We start from the raw sequence: 16,109 nt of genomic DNA, 5'->3' as shown, positions 1-16,109 counted from the left end.
CGCGAACTCTCGCCGCCGAGGTATGCCGCGACAGGCGCATGCTCAGCGCCGCCGCACCCAGGGAAGTCTTCATGAGCAATCATCTGTTCGATGCGTTCCGGTCCCGGATGCCGGCGCCAGCGCGCTTGCTGATGGAAACCGATGGTGGCCGCTCGCTCACCTATGGCGATATGCTGGCCCGCTCGGCGCAGCTTGCGCATGCGCTCTTGCAACTGGATGTCGAACCCGGTGACCGCGTTGCCGTGCAGGTCGAGAAGAGCCCGGAAGCGGTCATGCTCTATCTCGCCTGCCTGCGCGCCGGCGCCGTCTTCCTTCCGCTCAACACCGCCTACACAACGGCTGAGCTGGAGTACTTCTTCGGCGACGCGGAACCACGCCTGGTCGTCTGCGATCCGGCAAGAGCGGCCGACATCGGCGCGCTGGCGGAAAAGACGGGCGCCGTCACCGTCACGCTCGGCCGCGATGGTCGGGGATCGCTGACCGACCAGGCCTCGCGGCTGCCGACGGATTTTCATGATGTGGCGCGCGGGCCGGATGACCTCGCGGCGATCCTCTACACGTCGGGAACCACCGGCCGTTCGAAAGGCGCCATGCTCAGCCACGAGAATCTTGCTTCGAATGCGCGCGTGCTGGTCGAACACTGGCGTTTCACTGGAGACGACGTGCTGATCCACGCATTGCCGATCTTCCACACGCACGGCCTGTTCGTCGCCACCAATGTCGTCCTGATGGCCGGCGCCTCGATGCTGTTCGAGCAGAAGTTCGATCCGGCCCGCATCGTCTCGCTGCTGCCGCGTGCCACGGCCCTGATGGGCGTGCCGACCTTCTACGTGCGCCTGCTGCAGCAGGATGGGCTGGCCCATGAGGCGGCAAAAAACATCCGTGTGTTCATTTCCGGCTCGGCGCCGCTTTTGGCCGAGACGCACAAGGCCTGGCGCGAGCGCACCGGCCACGCGATCCTCGAACGCTACGGCATGACCGAGACCAACATGAACACCTCGAACCCCTATGAGGGCGAGCGGCGCGCCGGTACCGTCGGTTTCCCCTTGCCCGGCGTGAAGCTCCGCATCGCCGATCCAGACAGCGGCGCAGCGCTTGTGCCAAACGAGGTCGGCATGATCGAAGTGAAGGGTCCAAACGTCTTCGGCGGCTATTGGCGCATGCCGGAGAAGACCAAGGCGGAATTCCGCGCCGACGGTTTTTTCATCACCGGCGATCTCGGTATGGTCGACGCCGACGGTTACGTCCACATTGTCGGCCGCGGCAAGGACCTGATCATATCGGGCGGCTACAATATCTATCCGAAGGAACTCGAAAGCGAGATCGACGCGCTCGACGGGGTTAGCGAAAGCGCCGTCATCGGCGTTGCCCATCCGGATTTCGGCGAAGGCGTCACCGCCGTCGTCGTGCGTGCGCCGTCATCGCGGATCACCGGTGCCGAAATTCTCGGCGCCATCGCCGGACGGGTGGCGAAATACAAGCACCCGAAGCGGGTGATCTTCGTCGATGAGCTGCCGCGCAACACCATGGGCAAAGTACAGAAAAACCTGCTGCGCGATACCTACAAGGACATATACGCACCATAGTTGCGCGGTGCCTGGGGCAGGGGCGCCTTACTCCTTGCGCGGCCTTTCGGCCCGACTGCCGGAACCCCACAAGGCGCGTTTCAGCAGGTTACGCTTGCGTGGGGCGAGATTGATGTCGCTGACAAGCTTGGCGCCGCCCTCGCGCCGTTCGAGGGTGATCTTGCGGCTGTGGAAGGCTTCCAGCTCGGCCCGGTGCGCCACGCTGATGATGGTGACATCAGGCAATTCGCGGATCACCGTCGCCATCATGGTTTCCTGGCTCTTCTCGTCGAGCGCCGAGGTCGCTTCATCCAGCACGACGATATCGGGGCGGTGCAGCAGCAGGCGCGCGAAGGCGAGACGCTGCTTTTCGCCGCCCGACAGCGTCTGGTCCCATGGCGCTTCCTCCTTGATCCTTTCGGCAAGATAGGCAAGGCCGACCTTGTCCAAGGCGGCCTTGATCTGTTTGATCGTCCACTTGTCCGCCGCCGCGGGATAGGCGACCGCGCGGCGAAGCGTGCCCGAGGGGATGTAGGGGCGTTGCGGCAGCATGAACAGCCGCCTGTCTGCGTGGAAATTGACGCTGCCGCCGCCCCATGGCCACAGGCCAGCAACGGCCCGCACCAGCGTCGACTTGCCCGAGCCGGATTCGCCAGCCACCAGCACACGCTCACCCGGTTCGATCGCAACCTCGGTTTCCTTGACCACGGAGGTGCCGTCGTCGAGCGTGACGGAGAGATCGTCGAGGCTGAGCATCGCACCGTCTTCGGTTTCGCCGTGCTGGATGCGTCCGAGCGCGTCGCTCTGCTCCGCACGCTCGAGCCCGTCGAGCGACATCATCAGCGAGGCGATGCGCCGCGCCGAGGCGTTCCAGTCGGCAAGACGCGGGTAGTTGTCGACCAGCCATCCGAACGCGCCTTGCACGATGGCGAAGGCGGAGGCAGCCTGCATCACCTGTCCGAGCGACATCGAGCCTTCGAGGAATTTCGGCGCGCAAAGCAGGACCGGCACGACCGGTGCAAACAGGCTCGACCCCTGCGACACCAGCGCCGTGCGCATGTGCTGGCCCGTCAGCAGCGCCCATTGCCGGAGCACATGGCCGAAATTTCTGTCGATGCCGCTGCGCTCCTCCTCCTCGCCGCCGAGCAATGCGATGCTCTCGCCGTTTTCGCGCACGCGCGTCAGCGTATAGCGGAATTCGGCTTCCGCCTGGTTCTTCTGCTCGGAGAGCCGGACGAAATGGCGGCCGATGACCACCATCGACGTGGAGGTGATGGCGGCATAGATGACCGCGGTGATGACGAGGAAGCCCGGAATGGTCAGACTTTCGCCGCCGATCGGCAAAGTGAGCGCGCCGCCGATCGTCCACAGCACCACGATGAAGGTCGAGGCCGACAGGAACGCGTTGAGGACGCCGGAGATGAAATCGACGGGTGACTCGGTGGCGATCCGCAGATCCTCCGTGAGGCGGGCTTCGGGATTGGAGTGGTCTCCGGCGACGAGGTTCAACTGATAGTAGCGGCCATTGGCGAGCCAGCGCGCGATGACGGCGGTGGTCAGCCAGGAACGCCAGCGGCGCTGGATTGTCATGCGCAGATAGACCTGCGCGACCACAAGGCCCGCGTTTCCAGCCACGAGCGGCAGGAATATGGCGCTGAGCCCATAGACGGTGTGGACGTTGCGTTGCTCGATGGCGTCGAAGAACGCGCGGTTCCAGACGTTGATCCCGTATTGAAAGCCGACATTGACGCAGATCAGGATCAACAGCCCGATCGTGAGCGGCCAGGCAAGCCCGTCGCCGCGCCGGGCCCAGTAGCCGCGCCCGCTGATCCAGAAACGCCGTAGCAGGTATTTTCTGCGCGCCTGCTCGGCCTCTTCCGGCGTCAGCTGCGGATCGGGCTCGACAGCCTCCGGCGGCGGTCCCGGCTGGCCGTCGACCTCGGGGGCAGCTTCGGCGGTCGACGGCTTTTTTTCGCGCAACTCCTCGTGGCGTGGCCTCTGGTCACGCGGCGCTTGCTGTCGCGGCTTCAAGGCACCGCGCGGTTTGATGCCGTCGGCCTGTTTCAATTTGGGTTTCGCCTCGGACATGCCCTCCGACAACGACCTCAAAATCAAAAGGTTTCATGACGTCAGCCGACTTGAACCTGAAATCAACGCAGTGGCGGAACCGGCCGCAAAAACCTTTTCGCCGCCGATCCAGACGCCCTTCGTGTCGAGATCGTCCGACAGCGCGACCATGTCCGCAGCCGTGCCGTTGGCGAATCGGCCCAGCCGGTGCGACTGACCGATTGCTTGCGCCGGATAGAGCGAGGCCATGCGCAAGGCCTCGGAAAGCTCGACCCCGACGACGCGGTGAATGAAACGAACGGCCGAGATCATATCGAGATCGGCGCCCGCCAGCGTTCCGTCGGCCAGCTTCAGGCTGCCGTCCCTTCGATAGATGGTGCGGCCGTTGAGCGTGAACGACGTCATGCCGGTGCCGATTGTCGCCATGGCGTCGGTGACCAGCACGATTCTGGCCGGCCCCTGCTTGGCGCGCAGTGCGATCTTGATGGTGGCCGGGTCGACATGGATGCCGTCGGCAATGAGACCGGCGGACAAGCTGCCGATGTCGATGGCAGCCCCCGCCAGTCCAGGTTCGCGGTTGCCGATCTGGCTCATCGCGTTGAACAGATGGGTGACCATCGAGGCGCCGGCCTCGGCAAAGGCGCTGGCGGCGGCATAGCCGGTATCGGAATGACCAAGGCTGACGATGATGCCGGCCTTGGCGAGTGCCGCGACGCGCGCCGGCTCGACGGATTCAGGGGCAATGGTGGTGAGCAGCACCGGTAGTTTTTGTCGCGCGGCGATCAGCATCGCCTGATCGGCATCCATCATCGGCCGGATCAGTGCCGGATCATGCGCGCCCTTGCGGGCAACCGACAAATGCGGGCCTTCGAGATGCAGCCCGAGAAACCCAGGCACCTTCTGGCGCGCCGCTGCCTCGCCGGCGGCGATAGCGGCGGCCGTGATTGCAGGCGTGTCGGTGATCAGCGTCGGCAGCAGCGCCGTCGTGCCGAAGGGCGCGTGCGCGCGGCAGATGGTCTCGATGGAAGCGACATCGGGGTGGTCGTTGAGCATGACGCCGCCGCCGCCGTTGACCTGTACATCCACAAAGCCCGGCGTCAGCAGGCCGCCGTCGGTATCGACGACGCGGATATCCAAGGGGACGGCGCCCGTGGGCAAAATGGCCTCGACGAGACCGTCGCGCACGACAAGTGCGTGACCTTCATGCCAGTCGTCGCCGTCGAAAATCCGGGCGCCAGTCAGGGCAAAGCGATCGCTCATACTGTCTCCGTCACCTTGCGAAGATTGCGCGGCGTATCCGGATCGAGGCCGCGATGGCGGGCAAAGGCCTCGACGAACATGTAGAAGGAGACGATCAGCGTCAGCGGATCGGTCAGCGGATGGCCGGTGGCGACATGCGGCAGGCGCACGGCCCGTTTGGCTAGTGCGGAGGTGACGAACACCGGCGCGCCCTTGGCCGCCAGGCTGTCGGCGGCCTCGGCGATCGACGGTTCGGACGCATCGCGCGCGGCCAGCGCCAGCACCGGAAAGTCGGGGCCGATCAGCGCCAGCGGGCCATGCATGACTTCGGCCGCACTATAGGCCTCGGCATGCATGCCGCAGGTTTCCTTGAATTTCAGCGCCGCCTCATTGGCCATCGCCGCCGAGGGTCCGCGGCCGAGGATGAACAGCGACTTCTGCTTCTCGATAGTCTCAGACAGCACGCTCATCCAGTCGCAGGCGATCGCCTTGCCGAAATGCTCCGGCAGGCGGGCAAGTGCGGCCAACAGCGCATCGTCGCCGGTGGCATGCGCCATCAGAGCGAGGCCGGCGACGGCCGAATTGATGAAGGTCTTGGTTGCCGCCACGCTGCGCTCGGGGCCGGCCAGGATATCGATCGCATAGTCCGAAGCGCGCGCCAGCGGCGAATCGGCGGTGTTGGTGATGGCGATGGTCAGCGCGCCCCCCGCCCGCGCCGTCTCGGCCATAGCGACGATATCGGGGCTTTTGCCCGACTGCGAGATCGCCAGGCAGGCCGAGCCGGCGAGCCTGAGCTTGCGGCCGTAAATCGAGGCGATGGACGGTCCGACCGATGCGACGGCGAGGCCGGCGGTCAGTTCGACGGCATATTTCATGAAGGTGGCGGCATGGTCAGACGAGCCGCGCGCCACGGTGACGACAAACTGCGGGTCGCGTTCGCGGATGCCGCGCCCGGCCTCGGTCAGCACGGCGCCGGAGCCGTCGAGCAGGCGGGCGACCGCTTGCGGGACCTCCTCGATCTCGCGCCGCATATGGGTCATTTCTGTCGTGCTCATGGTCGGCCCTCTTCGCTCGGCCCTGTCAGCCGCAGTTCGGCGACGAAATCATAGGCGTCGCCCCGGTAGATGGAGCGGGTGAATTCGATCACCTTGCCGCTCGCCAGATAGGAAATGCGTTCGATGTGCAGGCCGGCAATGCCTGGCGGCACTTCGAGCAGGCGCGCGTCGCTGTCGCCGAGATTGGCGGCGGAAATGCGCTGCACGGCGCGCACCGGCCGGTTGCCGGTCAATTCCAGCGCCGCATAGAGCGAGGAGCCTATATCGGCCGGGTCGGGCAACACGCTGGCCGACAGCGAGGCGCGCTCGATCGCCAGCGGCGTGTCGTTGGCGATGCGCAGGCGCGCCACCCGCGCCACCAGTTCGCTCGAGGACAGGCCGAGCACCATCATCTCGTCAGGCGAGGGCGCGTAAAGGCCGCGGTCGAGCCAGGCCGAACGCACCACCATGCCGCGCCGCGCCATGTCCTCAGTGAACGAGGTCAGCCGCGACAGCGACTGTTCGACACGCTCCATGCGCGGCGCCACGAAGGTGCCGGAGCCGTGGCGCTGCACCAGGATGCCGCCCTTGACCAGGTCCTGCACCGCCTTGCGCACGGTAACCCGCGAAATATCGGCCTTGGTGGCGATGTCGCGCTCGGAAGGCAACGCGTCGCCCGGCCCGATCAGGCCGCGATTGACCGCGTCCTCGATGCTCTTGCGAAGCTGCAGATAAAGCGGCGCGCCGCTTTGCGCCTGATGTTTGAGCGTGGCGAAGATCTGGTCGGCGGCCTCGCTCATCGCGCCGCCTCCGCGTGTCCGGCGAAAAGGCGAACCGCCATCTGCACCGCGCCGCCCAGCGCGTCGTCGAGCGGTGGCTTCAGCAGCGCCCGATAGCGGGCAGACAGGCGCGGCGCATAGAGTGGCGCCAGCCCGCCGAGCAGGCACAGCGGCGCATCGTCGGCAAGGTCGAGCGCGCCGAGCGAGGCTTCGACGTCGGCGACCACCCTGTCGAGAATCCAGTTGGCGACGCTGTCGCCCTTTTCGGCATGCTCGAACACTTTGGGTGCGAAGCCGCCGAAATCGCCGGGCTTGGCATTGGTGGTGAATTCGACGACATCCTCCGGGTTGTTGCGGAAGACGGCCAGCATGCTCTGCGTCAGCGGCGAACCGGCGCGAACGCCGTCATAGGCAAGCAGTGTCTGTTCGAGCAGATCGCGGCCGATGCGGGCGCCGCTGCCCTGGTCGCCGACCTGGAAGCCCCAGCCGCCGATGGCGCGCGATTTGCCTTGTCTGCGCGCCATATAGGCGGTGCCGGTGCCGAGGATCGCCATGGCGCCGTCACCGGAACCGACAGCGCCTTCCAGCGCGATTTCGGCGTCGGTCTCGACGCGGCTGATGCTGAACGGCAGGATCGCTTCGAGCTGCTGCCGGTAGGTGCCGACATTGGCGCCGGCAAGGCCGAGAATGGCGGGTGTTCGCGGGATCAATTCCGCATCCTGCCCGGCGGCGAGGAACGCCTGCCGCGCGGCCTCGACGATGTTCGAGCGGGCGCCGGTCAGGTCGGTGCGGATGTTGGCGGCGCCGCTTTTGGCGCGGCCGATCACCATGCCGTCCGCCGTTGCCAGGGCGGCCCTGCAACTGGTGCCGCCGCCATCGATTCCGAGCACGAAATTCACGTGATTTCTCCTCCGGGCGGATAATACCAATAAAATACCAATAGCCAAGGGTTAATTTCCGTTTCAAAAAGATTAAGCCGTATTTTATTGAAAAATCTGCATATTTCGTCGGCTCGGCGATTTCCGACCAGCGAATTCGTCAATGCGTGTGGACAAGTGGTATTTTTTTGGTATTGTTCTGGTATTGGAGGAACCGGGATGGCCGAAACGCGCACCGAAGCGCTTCACAAAAATGCAGAGGGGCTGGATATCCAGGCCCCGGACATCGTCCTTTCCTATTTGGCCGATGCGCAGATCGAAGCCGTCAAGGTCGTGCGCCACGCCATTCCATCCATCGCCAGGGCCGCCGAGATCATCGCGGGCAGGCTGAAGAGCGGCGGCAAGCTCGCCTACGCCGCGGCCGGCAGCTCAGGCCTGATGGCGCTGGCCGATGCGCTGGAGCTGCCGGGCACCTTCGGCATTCACCGCGACCGCATCGCCATCCTGATCGCCGGCGGCGACGACGCTTTCCGCACACTCGCCGGCGGGCCGGAGGACGATACCGAGGAGGCTGCGGCAGCGGTCGCCGAGGCCGGCCTCGGCAAGGGCGACTGCCTGATCGCCATTTCCGCCAGCGGCACGACGCCCTATGCCGTCAAGGCCATCGAGGAGGCCGCCCGCCGCGGCGCTGCCACCATCGGCATCGCCAACAACAGGGACTCTGCGCTGCTGCGCCGGGCACAAACCGCCATCCTGCTCGAAACGCCGCCGGAACTGATCGCCGGCTCCACGCGCATGGGCGCCGGCACTGCCCAGAAGATCGCGCTCAACATGCTGTCGACGCTGACCGCAATCCATCTCGGCCATGTGCATGACGGCTACATGGTCAATCTCATGGCCGACAACATCAAGCTGCGCGACCGCGCGGCGCGCATCGTCGCCGCCGTCAGCGGGCGCGACACGGACGAGGCGGCCCGCCTGCTCGAGAAGAGCGGCGGCGCGGTCAAGACCGCCATTCTGCTCGCCGCCGGCGCCGCCAGCGCTGACGCGGCGCAGAAAATACTGGAAGAGGCCGGCCAGAAGCTGCGGCCGGCCCTTTCCGCGATCGAGGGGAGCAAAGGGCGCACTGCCTCCGTTCTCAAAACCGAACCTGAAAAAGGCCAACAGGGAGACTGAGCATGACAACGAAACTACTGACGGCACTGCTTTTGGGCACCAGCATTCTCGGCTCGGCCGGGGTTGCCTGTGCCGACGACGTAACGCTCAACATCGAAAGCTGGCGCGGCGACGACCTTGCCATCTGGAAGGACAAGTTGATACCGGCTTTCGAAGCCAAGAACCCGGGCATCAAGGTGGTGTTCGCGCCGTCGGCTCCGACCGAATATGACGCAGCGCTGGGCGCCAAGCTCGCCGCCGGCTCGGCGGGCGACCTGATCACCTGCCGCCCGTTCGACAAGTCGCTCGAGCTGTTCAAGAAGGGCAACCTTGCCGACCTCTCGGCGCTGCCGGGCATGGAGAACTTCTCGCCCGTGGCAAAGTCCGCCTGGCAGACCGACGACGGCAAGGCGAGCTTCTGCGTGCCGATGGCCTCGGTCATCCACGGCTTCATCTACAACAAGGACGCCTTCGACAAGCTCGGCATCAAGGTGCCGGAGACCCGCGACGAGTTCTTCGCCGCGCTCGACAAGATCAAGGCCGACGGCACCTACATTCCGATGGCGATGGGCACCAAGGATCTCTGGGAAGCCGCGACTATGGGCTACCAGAACATCGGCCCCAACTACTGGAAGGGCGAGGACGGTCGCGCGGCGCTGATCAAGGGCGAGCAAAAGCTGACCGACAAGGACTGGGTCGCGCCGTACGAGGAACTGGCCAAGTGGAAGCCTTATCTCGGCGACGGCTTCGAGGCGCAGACCTATCCGGACAGCCAGAACCTGTTCACGCTCGGCCGCGCCGCCATCTACCCGGCCGGCTCGTGGGAAATCGGCCTGTTCAACACCCAGGCGCAGTTCAAGATGGGCGCCTTCCCGCCGCCGGTCGAGAAGGCCGGCGACACCTGCTACATCTCCGACCATACCGATATCGGCATGGGCCTCAATGCGGCTTCGAAGAATGCCGATGCGGCCAAGACCTTCCTGTCCTGGGTCGCTTCGCCGGATTTCGCCACCATCTACGCCAACGCGCTGCCGGGCTTCTTCAGCCTGAACTCCTCGCCGGTGAAGATGGCAGACCCGCTGGCGCAGGAATTCGTCTCCTGGCGCGCCAAGTGCAAGCCGACGATCCGTTCGACCTACCAGATACTGTCGCGCGGCACGCCGAACCTCGAGAACGAGACCTGGGTTGAATCGGCCAACGTCATCAACGGCACCGATACGCCGGAAGCCGCGGCCAAGAAGCTGCAGACCGGTCTCGACAGCTGGTACAAGCCGGCGAAGTAAGAGCTCAGGCAACGGAGCCGGCCGGGCGCACGCCTGGCCGGTTCCGGACTATCCTGGTTTCAGATAGAGCCCTGTCTTCAGAATGCGATTGTCGGCACCGCCTCTCGGCCTTACCCTCCCTTGTGGGGAAAGGCTAGCTGATCAGTCGCAGGCCTTTGTTCTTGCCGCATCGGGCAAGGATGTTCGGGCCTTGCATCGAGGCATCAACTAGCATCGACACCCTTTGGAACCGAGAGACGGCGGGGACCGAACTCATGGCCGCAGATATCAGACCGAAAAGACCGTTCCGCTGGCACATCGGCATCTTCCTGGCGCCGGCGGTGCTCGTCTACTCGGCGATTATGATCCTGCCGCTCGCCGGCACGCTGCAGCTGTCGCTGTTCCGCAACATCGAGCAGCACCAGGTCTTCGTCGGGCTGGAAAACTTCCGCACCCTGTTCGGCGACCCCAACTGGTCGGTGGGTTTCTGGAACGCGCTCAGGAACAACACCTGGTTCTTCATCATCCACATGATCGTGCAGAACCCGATCGGCGTCATGCTGGCGGCGCTTCTGTCCAGCCCGAAACTCAGATTCGCGGCCTTCTACCGCACCGCAATCTTCGTTCCGACCATCCTGTCCTTCGTCATCGTCGGTTTCGCCTGGAAGCTGATCTTGTCCCCGTTGTGGGGCGTGGCGCCGCATCTCATGGATATCGTCGGCCTCAAAAGCCTGTTCACGCCGTGGCTCGGCAAGGAGCAATATGCACTGACCGCACTCAGCCTGATCTCGGTGTGGCAGTTCGTCGGCATCCCGATGATGCTGATCTATGCCGCCCTGCTGTCGATCCCCGAAGAGGTGATCGAGGCCGCCGAATGCGACGGCATCACCGGCCTGTCGCAGTTCTGGAAGATCAAGCTGCCGCTGATCCTGCCGTCGATCGGCATCATCTCGATCCTCACCTTCGTCGGCAATTTCAACGCCTTCGACCTGATCTACACCGCGCAAGGCGCACTCGCCGGGCCGAACTATTCGACCGACATTCTCGGCACCTTCCTCTACCGCGCCTTCTTCGGCTTCCAGTTGCAGTCCGGCGACCCCAATATGGGTGCGGCGATCGCCACGATGATGTTCCTGATCATCCTCGGCGGCGTCTGCGTCTACCTCTTCCTCGTCCAGACGCGCCTGCGTCGCTACCAGTTCTGAGGGGCGAGATGTCGAGCTTGAACACCCCCCTCTGGCCTGCCGGCCATCTCCCCCGCAAGGGGGGAGATTGGCAGCGTTGGCCTTGCCGGCCATCTTGCTGCGTTGGTGATTGGCGAAAGCAGTCGCGACATCCGATCTCCCCCCTTGCGGGGGAGATGTCCGGCAGGACAGAGGGGGGTGCCTTGGCGCCATTCCTTGGAAGTGTGCGTCAGGAGACCTCCCAATGAGCACCGCCACCCGTTCCGTGCCCCGCACCGTCGGCGCCCACGCGATCCTGCTGACCTACACGGTGATCGCGCTGTTTCCGGTGATCCTCGTCATCATGAACTCGTTCAAGTCCCGAGCCGGCATCTTCGGTGCGCCGCTGACGCCGCCGACGCCAAAAACCTTCGACCTGATCGGCTACACGACCGTCATCGGCCAGGGCGACTTCATCCACTATTTCCAGAACAGCCTCGTCGTCACCGTGGCCTCGCTGTTCTTCGTGCTGTTGTTCGGCGCCATGGCGGCGTTCGCACTGTCGGAATACCGCTTCCGTGGCAACTCGCTGATGGGGCTCTATCTGGCGCTCGGCATCATGATCCCGATCCGGCTGGGCACCGTCGCCATCCTGCAATTGATGGTGGCGAGCGGGCTGGTCAACACGCTGACGGCGCTGATCCTGGTCTACACCGCGCAGGGCCTGCCGCTTGCCGTCTTCATCCTGTCGGAATTCATGAAGCAGGTGTCGGACGATCTGAAGAATGCCGGCCGCATCGACGGCCTGTCGGAATACACAATCTTCTTCCGCCTGGTGCTGCCGCTGGTCAGGCCCTCGATGGCGACCGTCGCCGTCTTCACCATGATCCCGATCTGGAACGATCTGTGGTTCCCGCTGATCCTGGCGCCGTCGGAAGAAACCAAGACGGTGACGCTCGGCGCCCAGCTCTTCCTCGGCCAGTTCGTCACCAACTGGAACGCCATCCTGGCCGCACTGTCGCTGGCGATCATGCCGGTGCTGATCCTCTACGTCATCTTCTCGCGGCAGCTGATCCGCGGCATCACGTCCGGAGCCGTCAAGTGATGCAAGTCACGGCTTTCACCCCACCCGGCGCTTCGCGCCGACCTCCCCATCGAGGGGAGGTAGAAGATCGCGGCTTCATTCTCGACCACCTGGGCGTTCGGTTCAGAGCAGCTTTGTTGGCAGCGGGATGTTCACGCCAACGTCCTACCTCCCCTCGATGGGGAGGTCGGCGCGAAGCGCCGGGTGGGGTGACACCATCTCAAGAAGAAACTGGCATAGCTGGAGTAGCTAGGTGAGCTCTGAAACACCTCTTCGCGTCGTCGTCGCCGGCCTCGGCAATATGGGCCGCAGCCATGCGCTGGCCTATCACACCAATCCGGGTTTCGAGATCGCGGCGCTGATCAACCGCTCCGACGTTCCGCTGCCGGATGGGCTGTCGAGCTATGGCATCAGGCGCTCCTTCGACGAGGCGTTGCGCGACGAAAAGCCCGATGTCGCCTGCATCGCCACCTATTCCGACAGCCATGCCGACTATGCGGTGAAGGCGTTCGAGGCCGGCTGCCATGTCTTCGTCGAAAAGCCGCTGGCAACGACGGTCGCCGATGCCAGGCGCGTCGTGGCGGCGGCCAAGGCCAACGGCAAAAAACTGGTGATCGGCTACATCCTGCGCCATCACCCGTCCTGGATCAGGCTTATCGCCGAAGCGCGCAAGCTCGGCGGCCCCTACGTCTTCCGCATGAACCTCAACCAGCAATCCTCCGGCCATACCTGGGAGACGCACAAGCAGTTGATGCAGACGACGTCGCCGATCGTCGATTGCGGCGTGCATTATCTCGACGTCATGCTGCAGATCACCGACGCGAAGCCGGTCGAGGTGCGCGGCATGGGCGTGCGGCTGACCGAGGAGGTGGCGCCGTCGATGTACAATTACGGTCACCTGCAGGTGCTGTTCGATGACGGTTCGGTCGGCTGGTACGAAGCCGGCTGGGGGCCGATGATTTCGGAAACGGCCTTCTTCGTGAAGGACGTGATTTCGCCGAATGGCTGCGTGTCGATCGTCATGAAGGAGGGCGTCAAGTCCGACGACATCGACACCCACACCAAGACCTCCACCATCCGCCTGCACAGCGCCGCGACCGGTGCGGACGGCAAATTCGTCAAAGCCGACGAGATGCTGTCGATGGCAGGCGAACCCGGCCATCAGGACCTCTGCGACCTCGAGCAGGCCTTCGTGCTGAAGGCGATCCGCGAGGATCTGGATCTGACAAAACATATGGATGACGCGGTCAAATCGCTCGCCGTCTGCCTTGCAGCCGACGAGAGCGTGCGCAGTGGGAAGGCGGTGCGATTGTGACATTTGGATCTCGGCCGACGGTCGCGGCCGGCACCGCCCCCCTCTGGCCTGCCGGCCATCTCCCCCTCAAGGGGGGAGATTGGATGTTCTCTCGGCCTTCGCCACTGGCCATCGCCGCAAAGAAGAGGCGTCGGTCAAAGCTGCCGATCTCCCCCCTTGAGGGGGAGATGTCCGGCAGGACAGAGGGGGGTGCATTCGCGCCTACATTCCAATTTGGAGGACTGCCGTGGGCTCGTTGAACATCGAGAATGTGAAGAAGGCCTTCGGGCCGGTGGAGGTGCTGAAGGGCATCAACCTCGAAGTGAACGACGGCGAGTTCGTCGTCTTCGTCGGCCCGTCCGGCTGCGGCAAGTCGACCCTGCTCAGGGTCATTGCCGGACTGGAGGATTCGACCTCGGGCCGCGTCGTCATCGACGGCGCGGACGTCTCGGCCACGCCGCCGGCCAAGCGCGGCATCGCCATGGTGTTCCAGACCTACGCGCTCTACCCGCATCTGACGGTGAAGAACAATATGGGCCTCGGCCTCAAGCAGGCCGGCACGCCCGCCCCGGAGATCGAGCGCCGCATCGGCATTGCCTCGTCGATGCTGTCGCTGGAGCCCTATCTCGAAAGGCGGCCGGCCGAACTCTCCGGCGGCCAGCGCCAGCGCGTCGCCATCGGCCGCGCCGTGGTGCGCGAACCCAAGCTTTTTCTCTTCGACGAGCCATTGTCCAACCTCGACGCGGCACTGCGCGTCAACACAAGGCTGGAGATCGCGCAGCTGCATCGCCGGCTGAAGGCAACGATGATCTACGTCACCCACGACCAGGTCGAGGCGATGACGCTGGCCGACAAGATCGTGGTGCTCAATGCCGGCCGGATCGAGCAGATCGGCGGACCGATGGAGCTCTACAATTCGCCGGCAAATGAATTCGTCGCCGGCTTCATCGGCTCACCGAAGATGAACTTCGTCGACGGCGCCCGCCTCGGCGAAACCGCCAAGACCATCGGCGTGCGGCCGGAACATTTGACCGTCGATCCGAAATCCGGCGCCTGGAAGGGAACGGTGGTGCACGCCGAGCACCTCGGCGCCGACACCAACCTCTATCTCGACTGCGAGAAGGCCGGCCTGATCACGGTCAGGATTTTCGGCGTCTACGATGCCGAACCGGGCGCGACACTGTATGCGACGCCGGATCCGGCCAAGACTTATCGGTTTGGGGCGGATGGGAAGGTGTTGAAGTAGCTTGACACCCTCTTCCTTTCCTCTCCCTCCGGAGGGGGGAGAGGTGGCGCCGCGAAGCGGCGACGGAGTGGGGGAAGACCTCGACCCAAGCCAAAACCGCCATAGGATAGGGACTGACGTGTCAGTACAGTCGCTTCGACAGACGAGCGGGTCGAGCCCCCACTCCGTCGAGCTTCGCTCGCCACCTCTCCCCCGATCGACGGGGTAGAGGAAGGGCGCGAAACCGCCCCTTCCTCTTCTCATTCCAGAGACACAAGGAGAGAACAGAGAAGCCTACACGTCAGCCTTGAACGTCTGCTTCTGCTGGCCCAAGCCTTCAATGCCCAATTCCACCACATCTCCGGCCTTCAAAAACACCGGCGGCTTCATGCCGAGGCCGACGCCGGGCGGCGTGCCGGTGGAGATGATGTCGCCGGGGTGCAGCGACATGAACTGGCTGAGATAGGACACCAGATATTTGACGCCATAGACCATGGTCTTGGTCGAGCCGTTCTGCATCGTCTTGCCGTTGACGGTCAGCCACATTTTGAGGTTCTGCGGATCGGCGACCTCGTCCTTGGTCACCAGCCATGGGCCGGTCGGGCCGAACGTGTCGCAGCTCTTGCCCTTGGTCCACTGGCCTTGGCGCTCGGCCTGGAAAGCGCGCTCGGAGACGTCGTGGGCAACGCTATAGCCGGCGACATAGTCGAGCGCGTCGGCCTCGCTGACATATTTAGCGGTTTTGCCGATGACCACGGCCAGCTCGACTTCCCAGTCGGTCTTCTCCGAGCCGCGCGGGATCAGCACGTCATCATCCGGCCCGACAATGGCCGAGCTTGCCTTCATGAAGATGATCGGCTCCGGCGGCACGGTGGCGCCGGTCTCGGCGGCGTGGTCGGAATAGTTGAGGCCGATGCAAATGAACTTGCCGGTGCCGGCAACGCAGGCGCCGAGGCGCGGGCTGCCGGAAACCGCCGGCAGCGATTTCGGATCAAGCTTGGCGAGTGCCGCCAGGGATGCCGGATCGAGCGTCTTGCCGCCGATATCGGTGACGTGAGCAGACAGATCACGGATCGTTCCATCCGCATCGAGCAGGCCGGGACGTTCGCTTCCCACCTCGCCATAGCGCAGCAGTTTCATCTAAATTCTTCTCCTGATTGCGGCCTCGTGGCCTTTTGCAAACTTGCCGCCAAGGCGATGGCTCCTTCGCGGAACCGGCGGACCCTACTCATCGACCTGACTACGGACAAGCGCGATCGCCATACAAGATAGCCGGCGCGCGGGATTTTCAGACTCTTCGATCCCCTGTCAAACGCCGGCAAGCGACCCGATTGTCCTGGATGCTCAGATCTTTCCGACCGGCG

General features: G+C 64.4%; 13 protein-coding genes. 7 read left to right on the top strand and 6 right to left on the bottom strand.

Going from position 1 to position 16,109, the window contains the following annotated elements:
- Window positions 1-71: 71 nt before the first annotated feature.
- The gene (locus tag EOA13_RS18460) at window positions 72-1,586 is read left to right on the top strand and encodes a malonyl-CoA synthase (RefSeq protein ID WP_127294740.1); all 1,515 of its coding nucleotides are present in this window, start codon (window positions 72-74) and stop codon (window positions 1,584-1,586) included.
- 27 nt (window positions 1,587-1,613) lie between these two features.
- On the opposite strand, the gene EOA13_RS18455 is transcribed toward EOA13_RS18460, so the two are convergent.
- From EOA13_RS18455 to EOA13_RS18435, 5 genes are read right to left on the bottom strand one after another with little or no spacing between them, the layout of a single operon-like run.
- A complete protein-coding gene (locus EOA13_RS18455; RefSeq protein WP_127294738.1) occupies window positions 1,614-3,653 on the bottom strand; it encodes an ABC transporter ATP-binding protein/permease in 2,040 nt (679 codons plus the stop codon).
- A 33-nt stretch (window positions 3,654-3,686) separates the two neighbouring features.
- Window positions 3,687-4,892 (bottom strand): N-acetylglucosamine-6-phosphate deacetylase, encoded by a 1,206-nt coding sequence (gene nagA, locus EOA13_RS18450; protein ID WP_127294736.1) that lies wholly within the window; start codon window positions 4,890-4,892, stop codon window positions 3,687-3,689.
- The gene (locus tag EOA13_RS18445) at window positions 4,889-5,926 is read right to left on the bottom strand and encodes an SIS domain-containing protein (protein WP_127294734.1); all 1,038 of its coding nucleotides are present in this window, start codon (window positions 5,924-5,926) and stop codon (window positions 4,889-4,891) included. The genes nagA and EOA13_RS18445 overlap by 4 nt, the downstream gene beginning before the upstream one ends.
- Window positions 5,923-6,705 (bottom strand): GntR family transcriptional regulator, encoded by a 783-nt coding sequence (locus EOA13_RS18440; protein ID WP_127294732.1) that lies wholly within the window; start codon window positions 6,703-6,705, stop codon window positions 5,923-5,925. Before EOA13_RS18440 ends, EOA13_RS18445 begins: the two co-directional genes overlap by 4 nt.
- The gene (locus EOA13_RS18435; protein WP_127294730.1) at window positions 6,702-7,583 is read right to left on the bottom strand and encodes an N-acetylglucosamine kinase; all 882 of its coding nucleotides are present in this window, start codon (window positions 7,581-7,583) and stop codon (window positions 6,702-6,704) included. The genes EOA13_RS18440 and EOA13_RS18435 overlap by 4 nt, the downstream gene beginning before the upstream one ends.
- A 198-nt stretch (window positions 7,584-7,781) precedes the next feature.
- Here EOA13_RS18435 and EOA13_RS18430 point away from each other — a divergent pair, with 198 nt between their 5' ends.
- The 6 genes from EOA13_RS18430 to EOA13_RS18395 all read left to right on the top strand — a co-directional run bounded on the left by EOA13_RS18430 (window position 7,782) and on the right by EOA13_RS18395 (window position 14,766).
- Complete coding sequence (locus EOA13_RS18430) at window positions 7,782-8,738, top strand: N-acetylmuramic acid 6-phosphate etherase (RefSeq protein ID WP_127294728.1); 957 nt, start codon at window positions 7,782-7,784, stop codon at window positions 8,736-8,738.
- A 2-nt stretch (window positions 8,739-8,740) separates the two neighbouring features.
- Window positions 8,741-10,000, top strand: a complete 1,260-nt coding sequence (locus EOA13_RS18425) for an ABC transporter substrate-binding protein (RefSeq protein ID WP_127294726.1) — start codon at window positions 8,741-8,743, stop codon at window positions 9,998-10,000.
- Between the two features lie 254 nt (window positions 10,001-10,254).
- On the top strand, window positions 10,255-11,184 hold the full coding sequence (locus EOA13_RS18420) for a sugar ABC transporter permease (RefSeq protein WP_127294724.1): 930 nt from the start codon (window positions 10,255-10,257) through the stop codon (window positions 11,182-11,184).
- A gap of 223 nt (window positions 11,185-11,407) precedes the next feature.
- Window positions 11,408-12,247 (top strand): carbohydrate ABC transporter permease, encoded by an 840-nt coding sequence (locus EOA13_RS18410; protein WP_127294722.1) that lies wholly within the window; start codon window positions 11,408-11,410, stop codon window positions 12,245-12,247.
- A gap of 232 nt (window positions 12,248-12,479) precedes the next feature.
- Window positions 12,480-13,541 (top strand): Gfo/Idh/MocA family oxidoreductase, encoded by a 1,062-nt coding sequence (locus EOA13_RS18405; protein ID WP_127294720.1) that lies wholly within the window; start codon window positions 12,480-12,482, stop codon window positions 13,539-13,541.
- 226 nt (window positions 13,542-13,767) lie between these two features.
- Window positions 13,768-14,766: an ABC transporter ATP-binding protein gene (locus EOA13_RS18395; protein ID WP_127294716.1), complete on the top strand. Its 999-nt coding sequence runs from the start codon at window positions 13,768-13,770 to the stop codon at window positions 14,764-14,766.
- 273 nt (window positions 14,767-15,039) lie between these two features.
- Here the strand turns inward: EOA13_RS18395 and EOA13_RS18385 are convergent, their stop codons facing one another.
- Complete coding sequence (locus EOA13_RS18385; RefSeq protein WP_127294714.1) at window positions 15,040-15,885, bottom strand: fumarylacetoacetate hydrolase family protein; 846 nt, start codon at window positions 15,883-15,885, stop codon at window positions 15,040-15,042.
- Between the last annotated feature and the right edge of the window lie 224 nt (window positions 15,886-16,109).

The organism is Mesorhizobium sp. M7A.F.Ca.US.011.01.1.1 (assembly GCF_003998295.1).
Classification (GTDB): domain Bacteria; phylum Pseudomonadota; class Alphaproteobacteria; order Rhizobiales; family Rhizobiaceae; genus Mesorhizobium.
Note: the sequence above shows the minus strand (reverse complement) of the source record. Positions and strands in the feature narration are given on the sequence as shown.